Origin of the sequence: Psychrobacter sp. 5A.1 (assembly GCF_030407455.1) — a bacterium.
Lineage (GTDB): Bacteria > Pseudomonadota > Gammaproteobacteria > Pseudomonadales > Moraxellaceae > Psychrobacter.
Window position 1 is genome coordinate 44415 of record NZ_JASDDJ010000002.1, and the last position, 14404, is coordinate 58818.

Genomic DNA, 14404 nt, shown 5'->3' on the forward strand with positions numbered 1-14404 from the left:
TTCAAATGTCATTTTTTGCCAAATTTTCGCCTTTTTGGGCGCTTTTATCTGTTTAAAACATTTATAGTTATAAGGAAAATAATTTATGAGTCAATCGAATACCACAGACATTACCGCATATATGCAATCTGTCGGCAAGCAAGCACGCGCAGCCTCTCGTGCCCTTGCTGCTGCCAATACTGGTGATAAGAACGCCGCTCTCATGGCCATTCATGATGTATTAAAAGCCGCCAAGCCAGATATTTTAGCAGCCAATAAAATCGATATGGACAACGGTCGAAACAACGATTTGGATGCCGCATTGCTTGATCGTCTAGAGCTAAATGATGCGCGCTTTGATGGCATGCTACAAGGTCTAAAAGACGTGGCATCATTACCAGATCCTATCGGTGAAGTCACTGACATGACCTATCAGCCATCAGGGATTCATTTAGGTAAAATGCGTGTACCTCTCGGCGTGGTCGGTATGATTTATGAGTCGCGTCCTAACGTGACGTTAGAAGCGGCTTCACTGGCGTTAAAATCAGGAAATTCCATTATTCTACGTGGCGGCTCTGAAGCTTTTGAATCCAACCAAGCGATTGCCAAATGTATCTTAGAAGGTCTAGAAAAGGTCAATCTATCTGGACATAGCGTGCAAGTACTACAAACCACTGATCGTGCCGCTGTCGGTGAGCTCATCACCATGACGGACTATGTCGATGTTATCGTACCACGTGGCGGCAAAGGCCTGATTGAGCGTATCAGCCGTGATGCCCGTGTGCCTGTGATTAAGCATTTAGACGGCAACTGTCACACCTTTATTGATAGTGACGCGGATGCTGATATCGCTGTCAAAGTCAGCGTCAATGCAAAAACGCATCGCTACGGTACGTGTAATACCATGGAGACGCTATTGGTTGATGAGTCCGTGGCCAATGAGCTACTGCCAAAAATTGCTGAAGCTATCATCGCTGCTGACGAGGCCATGCAATTGCGTCTCGATGACCAGTCACAAGCCATCCTGAATGACAATGCTGCGCTTAAAGGTCATCTATCAGCAGCCACTGCAGAAGACTGGGATACCGAATATCTTGCCCCTATCCTAGCGGTAAAAGTCGTGGCAGGGATTGACGAAGCCATCGAACATATCAATACGCATGGCAGTCATCATACTGATGTCATCATTACGGATAACTATACCAAGTCGCAACGCTTCATCCGCGAAGTAGATTCTGCCAGCGTCATGATTAACGCCTCTAGCCGTTTTGCTGATGGTTTTGAATATGGATTGGGTGCCGAGATTGGTATCTCAACGGACAAGATTCACGCTCGTGGTCCTGTTGGCCTAGAAGGTCTAACCTCACAAAAATGGATCGTGTATGGCCACGGTGAGACCCGCGCTTAACGCCTAGTTTCTAGGCCTAGCACCTATCTGCTCACTTAAAGTATAATTCACAAAAAACGTCAGCTCGATTGCTGGCGTTTTTTTATTAGCGATGAATAGGTTATATAGGCGGCGCAATCGTAATTTTGCACCCTAACACAAACATGCGATAGGAAAATAGGCTCATGCAGAGTGGTGAAATCAAACATTGGAATTCAGATAAAGGCTATGGCTTTATTGATGTGGATAATCAAAGTGAAGACGTATTTTTTCATATTAGCAAAGCGCGAATACCACAGCCGATAACCGTTGGCCAAAGAGTCCATTTCAATAGCGAACGTAATGACAAAAACCAGTTGAGAGCAACCGAAGTAACCCCTGTTTCGCTCAGCATTCAAGAAAGTGGAAATACAGATACTGCTAAAAGCACGTCGTACAATGCTAATCAGAATAATTTTAGGCAGACCAACCCTAATAATGACAATGCTAGCCGAAAAAATACTGGTCGTAATACTAGAAACCAGCATCAAAATAAAAAAAGCCCGCTGTCTACGCTATTTAGTCTCATCGCTATTATCGCAGTCGCGTTTTATTTCTTTGATGACCTACAGTCTACTTTCTTTGCTGGTAACACAGAACCTACAACGATATCTCAATCATCCTCTGACAACTCAAACCTAGCAACCAATGCCAGTGTCACAGGCGATGCACAGATAGACCATACCATCACGCTTATTCAACAAGGCGGGCCTTTTCCTTATCCTCATAAAGACGGCACGACATTTTATAATCGCGAAGGGCAGCTACCAACTCAGTCAAAAGGCTACTACCGTGAATATACGGTGCCGACCCCTGGCATATCACATCGCGGCGCAAGGCGTATCGTCACGGGTGGCAATCCACCAACTGTCTATTATTTAACCGTTGACCACTATGATAGCTTTCGCAGACTGGACGTAAAATAATATGAGCCAAGCCATACATTATATTGACAAGAATAGTAACCAAAACGCTACAGCACTAAGTGCTAGCATCCCAACACAGGCTGTTACCATAGCGGCGGACGAAGTACTAAATAAAAACACGTTATTAACAAATTTAGCCAATGCCTGTGATTTTCCCAGTTATTTTTCACACAATTGGGATAGTGCGTGGGATTGCTTAACAGATAGCGACGTGACACACCTGATGTTAGATCTGACGTCGGTGAAAAAAATAGACACGGAAGATTTTAATGTCTTCAAAAGCATCATAGAAGATGCCTACAACGATTTTGGCAAGCCGCAATTGTGGGTGATCATGCCTTCTACGGATGACGCCTAGCCGATAAATCATCAAACAAGCCTGAATTCGGGATAAAGCCATATTTATCCCAAATTCAGGTTAATTTAGTTTTATAGAAAGGATTAACCTATGGAAATTACTTTAAATGGCTATTACACCCTAATTTTTGCCACCTTGGTTCTATTGCTTGGACGATTTTTGGTCAAAAAAGTCAAGTTTTTAGAAGATTTTAATATTCCAGAACCAGTAGCAGGTGGTTTGATTGCTGCGGTCATTGTGTATGCTCTTAACTTTATTTGGGGCTACAGTTTTAATTTTCATCAAGGGTTACAAACAGCGACCATGCTGATGTTCTTTGCCTCTATTGGTCTGAGTGCTGATTTTGGTCGATTGAAAGCAGGTGGTACACCGTTACTGATTTTCACCATTGTGGTGTCAGTGTTTATCGTACTGCAAGACGTAGTTGGCGTGACAATGGCAAGCGCTTTAGGGCTGGATCCATTGCTCGGACTCGTCACAGGCTCTATCGCACTTACAGGCGGTCACGGTACGGCAGGCGCATGGGGCGCTGTATTAGAGCAAGAGTATGGTGTGGTTGGTGCAACTACCCTCGGCATTGCTGTGGCTACCTATGGCTTGGTAGCAGGTGGTATCGTTGGTGGGCCTGTTGCGCGCAGATTGATTAATAAACTTGGCTTAAAACCCGAACCAGCCAATGCAAACCCAAGTGATGTTGAAAAAGTGGCAGGTGCACAGTCGTTATACAGTACCAAACACAGTGAAAAAGAAGCTGGCGATAATCAGGAGATGTTTGAAAAGCCCGATAATATTCGCTTGATTACCGCATCATCGACCATCGAAACTTTAGCACTATTTGCTGGTGCATTGGCATTTGCTGATTTGATGACTATCGTTGCTGAAGGTACTTCATTTGAGCTACCTACCTTTGTATGGGCACTGGCAGGTGGTGTGATTCTTCGTAACTCATTAACGATGATTTTTAACTTTGATATGTTTGATCGTGCCATTGATGTGATTGGTAATGCATCATTAAGCCTATTTTTAGCTATGGCGTTGCTGTCATTAAAGCTATGGGAATTAACAGATTTGGCAGGCCCTGTACTCGTTATATTGCTAGTACAGACGTTTGTGATGATTCTATACGTTTACTTCGTCACCTTTAAAGTGATGGGCAAAAATTATGATGCTGCGGTGCTATCAGCAGGTCATTGCGGTTTTGGTATGGGTGCAACGCCAACTGCGATTGCCAATATGCAGGCCGTCACGGATCGCTATCTGCCCTCGCCTAAAGCATTTTTGATTGTACCGATGGTTGGTGCTTTCTTTGTCGATATCGTTAATGCGACGGTATTGCAGATATTTACGAAGTTGCCATTTATGTAGGCTGGTACTGTCACAGATTAAAAATTGATCAACCTAGAAAACACAAAAAACCGCCTAGCAAACGCTAAGCGGTTTTTTCAATAAAGGCTAATACGATAAGCCCATAGCAATCATTAAGAGGTTTTGGTAGGATGCCTTCTACTTATCATCTTATAGAGAAACTACATAAGGTGTTTTTATATAACCAACGATATTGTCATCATTGATGTAAATCTGAGCTTTCACACTATTTTGATAATTGTCCTAGATTTAAATTTACTACTATTCATACCACTTATTGCTGTCATCTACTAAACATCCATGTATCCAACAGCCAAAAAGCAAGCAACCGCAGTACATGCTACGAAAAGTACTTTTAATATTTTCTTTAGGTTTAGGATAGATGTTTGAACTCATCATTCTAGCTAACTTGCTAATTTTTATTTCCTGCTGCTTTATGTTATTTAGCTCATCATCTAATGACTTAGTACCATCTAGCTTCAACCGCTTTACTTCCAAATTGTATACTGCTAACAAGCTTAATTTATCTTGATAGTTTGTGGTTAGCCTATCAATCCAATTTTCCTGATTAGCTTGGTATATTGCATAGAATATCCACTCCCACGACTCATCAACATTCTCATTTATACTGATCTCATAAGCAGTCTGATAATCACCTAACCTAGCATATAGCTCTGCAATTTCTAATTCACAATAGGATGAGCTCTGCTTAGCCTCAGTCAGTAGTACTAATGCATTAGCTCTATCACCTAATAAAATATGCAAGCGAATTTGATTTAGTAAAACATAATAGATATTCTCTTCTAATACCAGTATAGGCAAAATTTCAACATCACTAATGAGTAAGTCTTTCATCAAATTCATGCTCTTGGCAAAATACTCACAAGCTTGCTCATAATTATCTAACATGACATAGGCACAAGCCATATTATTGTAAAAGTAGAAGTATTTATGGACATGTCTGTATTTATGATTAACTGCTATATTAGATAATTTATCGAGTGCTAATTGGTTATATGAAATAATCTTTCGGTAACATTCGACCGATTTACTAGTAAAGTTGTCTTTTAAACAATTTGTACTAAAAGTCAGCATCTGAGCATAGCTCGCATACGGATAATAAGAATGTGGCTGTAGAAAAATAGCCTGCTCCTGCAACTGAATACTTCTCTCTTCTTCCCCATACTCATGATCTAGCCAAAAAGCTAAGTTATGAGTGTTTTCTATCGAAGGGTTCGTTTGATAAGCTTTTTCTAGATATTCTAAATCTTTGTTGCCCTCTGGATTTTCGATATAATGAAGCGCAATTATCGCTAATAACTTATCATCGTCAGGATGCTGCTCTAACTGCTCGAGTAATTTTTCAATATCATGTTCTGTCATTTTTATTATTCTGTAATTGCTATTTATTGAAGATTTAGATTGTAGTACATACTAACCTATCACTCTATGATTCACAAAAAAACCGCCTAGCAAATGCTAAGCGGTTTTTGTTAGATAACGCTTAATAAGCGCCGTCTAAATCAGTACAGAGTTAAGCTTACTGGTTTTTTTCGTAAACTGGTAATTCTGCACAAATCGCTTCTACTTTAGCGCGTACTTCAGTAGCGACCGCTTCGTCACCACGGCTGTCTAGCACGTCACAAATCCAACCTGCCAACTCGCCCGCTTGTGCTTCATTGAAGCCGCGAGTAGTAATGGCTGGCGTACCGATACGGATACCAGACGTTACGAACGGAGATTTTGGATCGTTTGGTACAGCGTTTTTGTTCACAGTGATGTGAGCGTCGCCAAGCCATTTGTCCGCTTCTTTACCTGTCATTTCTTGCTTAACGAGGCTGATCAGCATGAGATGGTTTTCAGTACCACCAGAGATGATTTCATAACCGCGCTCTTGAACGACTTTTGCCATCGCTTGCGCGTTTTTGACCACTTGCTGCTGATACGTTTTGAAGTTATCTTCCAACGCTTCTTTGAAACAAACTGCTTTTGCCGCGATGACATGCATCAACGGGCCACCTTGGTTGCCTGGGAATACGGCTGAGTTTAGCTTTTTAGCAAGTACCTCATCACGCGCCAAAATCAAACCTGAGCGTGGGCCACGTAGGGTTTTGTGCGTGGTCGTCGTAACCACATCAGCGAAAGGTACTGGGTTTGGATAAACACCACCAGCAACTAAGCCTGCAACGTGAGCCATATCGACTAACAGGTAAGCGCCTACTTCGTCCGCGATGTCACGGAAACGCTGCCAATCGACTACTTGCGAGTAAGCTGAAAAACCAGCGATGATCATTTTTGGCTTGTGCTCACGTGCTAGAGCGTCTACTTGGTCATAATCAATAAGGCCAGTGCCTTCTACCAATCCGTACTGTACAGCATTGTAGTTCAGACCTGAAAAGTTGATGTGAGCGCCATGCGTCAAGTGACCACCAGCGTCTAGACTCATGCCTAGTACCGTGTCGTTTGCTTTTAGCAACGCTAAGAATACAGCAGAGTTTGCTTGGCTACCTGAATGTGGTTGGACGTTGACATATTCAGCACCGAACAATTCTTTTGCACGATCAATAGCCAACTGTTCAACGACATCCACATGTTCACAACCACCGTAATAACGCTTACCAGGATAGCCTTCTGCGTATTTGTTGGTGAGGTCAGTACCTTGTGCTTCCATCACTGCTTGTGAGCAATAGTTTTCAGATGCAATCAATTCGATATGATTTTCTTGGCGAACGCTTTCTGCGGCCATCGCTTCAGCAAGTGCTGGATCGAAATCTTTGATAGAAATATCTTTAAACATAATAATGTCCTATTTAGTGAATTATTGTCATTAAAAAAAGCCATAGCTTGCCCACAATAAGACAATTTTTGTCTCAATATTACTTGAAGTAAGATTGAGGCAATTTGTGCTCAGTGTCATGGTACTACAGATATTGTGACTGGCATCTATTAGCAAAGCGTTAATAAAAACATAGGCAGTTGACTTGCCATTGACGTGTCCATTTCGGCGATGGACCCAATATATCCTTGTATTGATACCATCGCTAAAGACTGAGTGTAACATGAAAATTTGTACTGTGAGTGCAAAAAAAGCCCACCTGAATATGAGTAAATTAAATGGTCATATAACGCAGATAAATAGCCAATAAAATAAAGGATTTACCTGTCTCACATCCTAACCAACACGCTGTTATATGCTCACATAGGCAGAATTTTTTAAAAATGGCTGGATAAAAACGCAGGCAAAAACGTTTCACTAATCATGATTTTTCGACCATACCAGTCATAATGGGTTTGCCGTTGCCACCCTTCGGCTGTTTGCTGGAGAAAACGCTGATTGGGCAATGTACGACTGCGTTTGAATAATACATAACCGATGGGCGTGCCTTTTAGCTGTTGTAGACGACGTGCGCGACCCTTTAGGCTGGGTAACGGGAAGATACTCTCTGCTGCTACCCACGGTCGCTTATCATTGCCATATAGCTGCACCTCACGTACCCAAGCCATCATGGGACGATTTAGCGCAGCACCTTGCAGACCCAGTTGTTTTTTTTGTACCAGAGACAGCTGCCGATAGCCCTCAAAGCTACGCTCTACACGCAAAGGCTGCCCTGCTTTTACTTCCAACATGGCAGTGAGAGAGCCTTTAGCATTGAGCCACGGTAGTAGCTCAGTAGGAGGTGACAGATTGTTAAAACAGGATGTTTGAGTACTGGACATAATTAACGGCTAATTGTGAAGTATTGAATAAGAAAGGGTGAGACTAGGGCGTGTCCTCATTTTAAAAATGGTGATAAAAATGAGATAAATCGCAGTCAAACAAGGAAAATAGCGCAGATAATATCGAGATATTAGTCAGCTATTTGACGCTGTTTGGCAAGATTTAGCCATTTTTAACCCATTTAGATGACTATCGATTGAATTGAGGACACGCCCTAATTATTTATATCAAAATCCGGCATATTGTCTGCATTAAAAGGCAAGGCCTCAAATGCCTGCTGGCGGTACTGTGCCATATGCTCACGGTCTTTGCGACAAAAATCTGCAATCGCGGGTACAAAACGTGGATCATAAATACGGTGCAGCGAGTGCGTTGTGGTTGGGATAAAACCACGAATCAGTTTATGCTCCCCTTGCGTACCTGGATCAAAATACGTCAGACCTTGCTCAATGGCAAACTCGATACCCTGATAGTAGCACAGCTCAAAGTGCAAACTGTCGTACTCGCCCAGCGCCCCCCAATAGCGCCCATATAAGGTCGCATTATTATCGCCACCAACATTGTCACCATCAGCCTTGTCGCTATCAGGTTTATCGTATAAGAACAAACTACTGGCAATAATTTCGCCATTATCATTGAGTGCTTGGGCGAGCATCAGATGCTCAGGCATGCTCTGTGCTAATGCCATAAAAAAATCTATCGTCAGATAAGGCTGTTGACCTCGCACTGCATAGGTCATCACATAGCAGTGATAAAACGCTTTCCAGTCAGCATCGGTAATATCCGCCCCACACTTACGCTGACAGCTGATATTTTGCTCAGCAACTTTGCGACGCTCAGCACGGATGGTTTTGCGTTTTTTGGCTCTTAGCGTCATTAGAAATGCATCAAAATCTGCGAACGGCTGACTCTCTTGCAGCAAGTCTTTATTTTGCCACAAGAACTGACAGCCTTGACGCTCCAATATGGGCATCTCAATTGCGGTTGGCTCTAGGCCATTATCTTGAGCTGCTAATGCCTGATCTATATCGATATCTGTCGGCAGTACTGCGGTCGCGACAGAGGCGAGCTCAGGCGTGACATACAATCCATGCCAGCTGGATGCGCCTACTTGTTGAGCAATATCATCAACACCTGCGATAGCCGTCTTTATAACTTCTTCACTTAAGGTTTCACCTGTGGCCAACCACAAGCGCTGACCCGTAATCGGTGTATAAGGGACACTACTGACCAATCGCGGATAATAATCAATGCCATAGCGTGCATAGGCTTCTGCCCATGCATGATCAAACACGAACTCGCCGCGATGATGACCCTTTATAAATACGGGTAATACCGCAACAGGATGCAATGCATGTCCTTCTACACCGTCTATTGCATTGCCATTGCTGTCTTTTTTGTCGTTACTGTCACCGCTATCAGCATAATCGGCGACACGGTGCACCAAAATAAATATTGGCAACCAACCTGCCTGCTCACCTATCGCACCCGTGTCTGCCAGCGCTTGCCAAAAGGCAAACGACATAAAGGGGGTATCTGGTGTCTGCCAGTTTGCCTGACTCTGCCAACTGGTATCATTAATCAGCGCGTATTCTAAACTCATACTCTTTGTCATTATTATAGTCGCTATATATTTATCGATAACCGATTGGTTAGTGACCTAGCCTAGCAAATTTTTGATAGCTTGCTGTCACAATTTGCAAAAATTCATCTCTATGCAATAAAAAACCACCTACTATAATAGAGGTGGCTGTTTTTTATAATGATGCTTATATCCTACTCTCCATCTCATTATAAAAGCCAATGAAAAGACAGTAGTTGCATGGAAAAGATGATATCGAAGCTGATGACTGGTAGAATAAGGTTGTTATTAGCTTAGTATAATTCAGATACATAGGATATGAGCGAAAACAATATACTTAGTTCATTATATAAGATTGACATCATAGCCGATTTATAGTGGATTAACTATAATATGAAGTCAGCAGTTCACTTTCAGGCAGGTTTGTACAGACAGTCAACGTACCGTCTTGAAATGCCCGTTTAATGAATGCTAGTCGATATGAGTAAAAGAAAAATTTAAGTGGTCTCTGACATTTCGAGATTACATATGATGGACTTGATCTAACCATATAATTCGTTATGACATAGTATTGTCTAACTGTTTATGTACGCATGATTATTAACGACAACTAAAGGGATACCCGATTACAATGTCAAAAATTATTTATACAAAAACTGATGAGGCCCCTGCTCTAGCAACCCTTTCATTCTTGCCTATTGTTGAAGCATTTACCAAAACAGCAGGCGTTGCTGTTGAGACAACAGATATCTCTGTTGCTGCACGAGTATTGGCTGAATTCCCAGAATATTTAACGGAAGAGCAGCGTGTGCCTGATAATTTGGCTGAGCTAGGTCGCCTGACACAAGATCCAAACACCAATATCATTAAACTGCCAAACATCAGTGCTTCTGTGCAGCAGCTGAAAGCCTGTATCAAAGAGTTGCAAAGCAAAGGCTTTGCATTACCTAATTTCCCAGAAGATCCACAGACTGACGAAGAAATAGAACTTCGTCGCCGTTATGGTAAAAGCCTAGGTAGCTCAGTTAACCCTGTATTGCGTGAAGGCAACTCAGATCGCCGCGCCCCTAAAGCCGTTAAAAACTATGCTCGCAAGCATCCGCATTCTATGGGTGAGTGGAAGCAGTGGTCAAGCACGCACGTGTCACACATGCATGGCGGTGACTTCTATGATGGCGAACAATCGATCACTTTAGATAAAGCGCGCACCGTACGTATGGAGTTGTTACTTGATGACGGCACCAACAAAGTCTTGAAACCTAAGATCGCTTTGCTTGATAAAGAAGTGATTGACTTAATGGTTATGAGCAAGCAGTCATTGCTAGACTTTTATGAGCGTGAAATGGAAGATTGCCGCGAAGCCGGTATTCTATTCTCACTACACGTAAAAGCCACTATGATGAAGGTGTCACACCCTATCGTATTTGGTCACGCGGTTCGTATCTACTACAAAGAAGCCTTTGCAAAACATGGCGCGACGTTTGACGAGCTAGGCATTAACGTCAATAACGGCATGGCTGATTTGTTTGACAAAATTGCAACTTTGCCAGCCTCAAAGCGCGAAGAGATTGAGCAAGACTTGCATGCTTGCCAAGAGCATCGCCCACGTCTGGCCATGGTTGATTCGTCAAAAGGCATCACCAACTTCCATTCTCCAAGCGACATTATCGTAGATGCATCAATGCCTGCTATGATTCGTAATGGCGGTAAAATGTGGGGCGCTGATGGCAAACTATATGATTGCAAAGCCGTTATGCCTGAGTCTACCTTTGCCCGTATTTATCAAGAAATGATCAATTTCTGTAAATGGCATGGTAACTTTGATCCAACGACAATGGGTACGGTTCCTAACGTTGGCTTGATGGCACAAAAAGCAGAAGAGTACGGCTCACACGACAAGACTTTTGAGTCGAGCAATGCAGGTATTGCACGTATTGTTGATGTAGATACTGATGAAGTATTACTCGAAAAACGTGTTGAAAAAGGCGATATCTGGCGCATGTGTCAGGTTAAAGATGACCCTATCCAAGATTGGGTGAAACTGGCTGTTCGCCGTGCGCGCGAATCAGACACGCCTGTTATCTTCTGGTTAGACCCATATCGTCCACATGAGAATGAGCTGATCAAAAAAGTTCAGACATACTTGAAGGATCATGACACTACAGGTCTACACATTGAAATCATGTCACAAGTTCGTGCCATGCGTTATACCTTAGAGCGCGTTGCTCGTGGTCTGGATACCATCTCTGCCACTGGTAACATCTTGCGTGATTATCTAACTGACTTGTTCCCAATTCTAGAGCTAGGCACCAGTGCCAAGATGCTATCAGTCGTACCACTAATGAAAGGTGGTGGTCTGTTCGAAACAGGTGCAGGTGGTTCAGCTCCGAAACACGTTGAGCAGCTCGTAGAAGAAAACCATTTACGTTGGGATTCATTGGGTGAGTTTTTGGCCTTGACCGTATCTTTGGAGCATTTAGCCGAGAACGATAACAATGCTAAAGCCAAAATATTGGCTGACACGCTAGATACAGCGACAGAAAAACTGCTGTTGAATGACAAATCACCATCACGTAAAACAGGTGAATTGGACAACCGTGGTAGTCACTTCTATCTGGCCATGTACTGGGCTGAAGAGCTGGCAGCGCAAGACCAAGATAGCGAGCTAAAAGCACAATTTACACCATTTGCGCAAAAGCTTAAAGACAGCGAAGAGGCTATCGTCAAAGAGCTTAACCAAGCTCAAGGCAAGCCTGTGGACATCAAAGGCTACTACTATGCCGATGAAGAACTGGCTAAGAAAGCCATGCGTCCAAGTGCTTTGTTCAACGAAACACTGGCATCGCTGTAATTTTAAGCGATTGCACTTAGACAGTTAAGCTTAGTCGCTGTTGGGATTTATATCCAGAAGCGATTAAGTGAGTTTCAGTCTTAATAAAAAAACACCTCAACCGTCTTAGGGCGTTGAGGTGTTTTTTATGGTCTTTCATAGCATGTCCAAGTTATATTGGAATGATTGTATTGTAGAGCCTTTTTATGGTTGCCGTCGTACAGCCGACGCCCTCTTATCATCTCAGCAAAAAACATGAGTGGCCCTGTGAACAATAGAAAAACACTTTATAATAGATGCTTATCTTAACTAGAAAAACATATAGTATCCAAAAAACATGACAAACCTATCAAAATATAGATGAAATGGAAGCCCTTAGCTCGTACCGTCTTATTTTTGTAGCAGGACGCAGTATATCCAGAGTGTGTGCTCATTTTTATTTTGAATGTTAGGGTGTATCATCATTTTGATAGTAAGTAATACTGACTCATTTATATTTAGGAAATAGCTGTTTATGTCTACCTCTAGTCTCGTACTATTCAATAAACCTTATGGCGTGCAAAGTCAGTTCAGAGATGACAGTAATAACAACCATACCACGCTATCGGAATATTTTACGGACAAATCATTGCGGGTGGCTGGCAGGCTTGATGCGACCTCAGAAGGCTTACTGATTCTGACTGATGATGGTCGAGTAAATAAAGCCATTACCCATCCACCCAAAGCCAATGCTGGGCGTAAACAAGGCAAGACGTACTTAGTACAAGTTGAAGGCATCCCTACACCTGAGCAGCTTAGTAAGCTCCAAAAAGGTGTGATTCTCAAAGATGGCAAAACCTTACCTGCTGAGATTAAACATGTCAGTGAAGATGAATTGCCAATGCCACTCTGGCAACGTGACCCACCGATACGTGAACGTAAAAGCGTGCCAGACTCATGGCTGATGCTGACTATTTATGAAGGCAAAAACCGTCAAGTAAGGCGCATGACTGCTCATGTGGGGCTGCCTTGCTTACGTTTGATACGCTGGTCGGTGGCAGGGTTTGAGCTGGGCGAATTAGCGGTTGGCGAGTTTATGCGCATTACTCTGAATAGCGAGCATGGTCGGCAATTGGGTATTCTCGTTTAATTCAGACTATCTGCCAATATAAAATTCTAAAATAAATATATTACGACTTTTTAAATATCGCGTCTCGAATGAGTAAGGTTTATCTGCTAAGATTCAGCACGTAATTGATTATGTATAATAGGTATCATCCATTTATCGTTTGATTTCTCACAATAGGGATATGTCATGATTGCTTCTCATCGTTTGGTTTCGTTGGCCACCAGTATTTCTGCGGCGCTTATACTGAGTGCCTGTCGGCCGACGACAGAGGACAATCAGCCAACACCTGCAGAGGAAACTACACCGCCAGTAACGGATATGACCCATGCCGAGCATGACGGTATGACGGAGAATGCGGTGATAGAAGAGGATAACGTCAGCGATGACACTCAAATGACAGATATGCTCAGAGACTATACAAGGTCGATGACCAGAATGCATGATGAGATGATGATTGGTATGGGTTATAACGATCCTGATACCGCCTTTGCGAAAGGCATGTTGGGGCATCATCGCGGCGCGGTAGAGATGGCAAAAATTCAGCTGAAATATGGCACTGACGAAGCCATGCGTCAACTTGCCCAAGATATCATCACAGCACAGCAAGCTGAAATCGATGTGCTAAACAGATGGCTTGCCAGCCACCCTGACGCCGCCAAACCTAAGCCAAACACCGTAGCAATGCAGCAAGCATACGCTGAAGGTATGAATAATATGCATGGTGAGATGACCTTAGGGGTTGCTGACCCTATGCCGGATATGGCATTTGCACGTGGCATGCTACCGCATCATATTGGGGCAGTCGATATGGCAAAAGTTCAGCTTGAGTATGGCACTGATGAAGAGATGCGGCAGTTGGCACAAGAGGTCATCGATGCCCAACAAACCGAGATTGATATAATGAAAAATTGGATTGCGGCGCTTCAGGTTATGAATAGTGAGCAAAACAGTAGCGCTACAGATGAAGGCATTGATATCGAAGGCGTTGATATCGATACCACCGACGCTGAGAATATTGATACTAAAACGGTAGATCAGTAGGACGTGACAGCCCACTTCATGATGCCTTAATCACTCAAGTGACTTAGACATATCGAAAAGAGTGAAAGCTA

The 14404-nt window shown here is 42.9% G+C and carries 11 protein-coding genes; 7 read left to right on the plus strand and 4 right to left on the minus strand.

Features of this window, described 5'->3' with window-relative positions; all coding sequences use genetic code 11:
* Positions 1-85 precede the first annotated feature (85 nt).
* The 4 genes from QL982_RS00650 (at position 86) to gltS (ending at position 4054) form a co-directional block, all read left to right on the plus strand.
* The gene (locus QL982_RS00650; RefSeq protein ID WP_290161964.1) at positions 86-1387 is read left to right on the plus strand and encodes a glutamate-5-semialdehyde dehydrogenase; all 1302 of its coding nucleotides are present in this window, start codon (positions 86-88) and stop codon (positions 1385-1387) included.
* Between the two features lie 164 nt (positions 1388-1551).
* Positions 1552-2331 carry a ribonuclease domain-containing protein gene (locus tag QL982_RS00655; RefSeq protein ID WP_290161966.1) on the plus strand — a complete coding sequence of 260 codons (780 nt, stop codon included), beginning with the start codon at positions 1552-1554 and terminating at the stop codon, positions 2329-2331.
* Between the two features lies 1 nt (position 2332).
* Positions 2333-2689, plus strand: coding sequence for a barstar family protein (locus tag QL982_RS00660; protein WP_290161969.1), 357 nt, complete (start codon positions 2333-2335; stop codon positions 2687-2689).
* Positions 2690-2779: 90 nt separating this feature from the next.
* On the plus strand, positions 2780-4054 hold the full coding sequence (gene gltS / locus QL982_RS00665; RefSeq protein WP_290161971.1) for a sodium/glutamate symporter: 1275 nt from the start codon (positions 2780-2782) through the stop codon (positions 4052-4054).
* 261 nt (positions 4055-4315) lie between these two features.
* On the opposite strand, the gene QL982_RS00670 is transcribed toward gltS, so the two are convergent.
* From QL982_RS00670 to QL982_RS00685, 4 genes are all read right to left on the minus strand, one after another.
* Positions 4316-5437, minus strand: coding sequence for a hypothetical protein (locus QL982_RS00670; protein WP_290161973.1), 1122 nt, complete (start codon positions 5435-5437; stop codon positions 4316-4318).
* A 157-nt stretch (positions 5438-5594) separates the two neighbouring features.
* Positions 5595-6851, minus strand: a complete 1257-nt coding sequence (glyA, locus tag QL982_RS00675) for a serine hydroxymethyltransferase (RefSeq protein ID WP_290161975.1) — start codon at positions 6849-6851, stop codon at positions 5595-5597.
* 416 nt (positions 6852-7267) lie between these two features.
* Positions 7268-7771 carry a chorismate lyase gene (locus QL982_RS00680; RefSeq protein ID WP_290161977.1) on the minus strand — a complete coding sequence of 168 codons (504 nt, stop codon included), beginning with the start codon at positions 7769-7771 and terminating at the stop codon, positions 7268-7270.
* 215 nt (positions 7772-7986) lie between these two features.
* On the minus strand, positions 7987-9375 hold the full coding sequence (locus tag QL982_RS00685; protein ID WP_290161979.1) for a GNAT family N-acetyltransferase: 1389 nt from the start codon (positions 9373-9375) through the stop codon (positions 7987-7989).
* Positions 9376-9985: 610 nt separating this feature from the next.
* Here QL982_RS00685 and QL982_RS00690 point away from each other — a divergent pair.
* The 3 genes from QL982_RS00690 (at position 9986) to QL982_RS00700 (ending at position 14333) form a co-directional block, all read left to right on the plus strand.
* Complete coding sequence (locus QL982_RS00690) at positions 9986-12205, plus strand: NADP-dependent isocitrate dehydrogenase (RefSeq protein WP_290161980.1); 2220 nt, start codon at positions 9986-9988, stop codon at positions 12203-12205.
* Between the two features lie 493 nt (positions 12206-12698).
* Entirely contained in the window at positions 12699-13313 is a 615-nt protein-coding gene (locus tag QL982_RS00695; protein ID WP_290161981.1) for a pseudouridine synthase, read from the plus strand.
* 165 nt (positions 13314-13478) lie between these two features.
* Positions 13479-14333: a DUF305 domain-containing protein gene (locus tag QL982_RS00700; protein ID WP_290161983.1), complete on the plus strand. Its 855-nt coding sequence runs from the start codon at positions 13479-13481 to the stop codon at positions 14331-14333.
* Positions 14334-14404: the final 71 nt, after the last annotated feature.

What these genes read in the sequence shown, in the direction of transcription:
- QL982_RS00660 (WP_290161969.1), top strand. Translation starts at nt 2,333, where the DNA reads ATGAGCCAAGCCATACATTATATTGACAAGAATAGTAACCAAAACGCT.
- glyA (WP_290161975.1), bottom strand. Translation starts at nt 6,851, where the DNA reads ATGTTTAAAGATATTTCTATCAAAGATTTCGATCCAGCACTTGCTGAA.
- QL982_RS00685 (WP_290161979.1), bottom strand. Translation starts at nt 9,375, where the DNA reads ATGAGTTTAGAATACGCGCTGATTAATGATACCAGTTGGCAGAGTCAG.
- QL982_RS00680 (WP_290161977.1), bottom strand. Translation starts at nt 7,771, where the DNA reads ATGTCCAGTACTCAAACATCCTGTTTTAACAATCTGTCACCTCCTACT.
- QL982_RS00655 (WP_290161966.1), top strand. Translation starts at nt 1,552, where the DNA reads ATGCAGAGTGGTGAAATCAAACATTGGAATTCAGATAAAGGCTATGGC.
- QL982_RS00690 (WP_290161980.1), top strand. Translation starts at nt 9,986, where the DNA reads ATGTCAAAAATTATTTATACAAAAACTGATGAGGCCCCTGCTCTAGCA.
- QL982_RS00695 (WP_290161981.1), top strand. Translation starts at nt 12,699, where the DNA reads ATGTCTACCTCTAGTCTCGTACTATTCAATAAACCTTATGGCGTGCAA.
- QL982_RS00670 (WP_290161973.1), bottom strand. Translation starts at nt 5,437, where the DNA reads ATGACAGAACATGATATTGAAAAATTACTCGAGCAGTTAGAGCAGCAT.
- gltS (WP_290161971.1), top strand. Translation starts at nt 2,780, where the DNA reads ATGGAAATTACTTTAAATGGCTATTACACCCTAATTTTTGCCACCTTG.
- QL982_RS00650 (WP_290161964.1), top strand. Translation starts at nt 86, where the DNA reads ATGAGTCAATCGAATACCACAGACATTACCGCATATATGCAATCTGTC.
- QL982_RS00700 (WP_290161983.1), top strand. Translation starts at nt 13,479, where the DNA reads ATGATTGCTTCTCATCGTTTGGTTTCGTTGGCCACCAGTATTTCTGCG.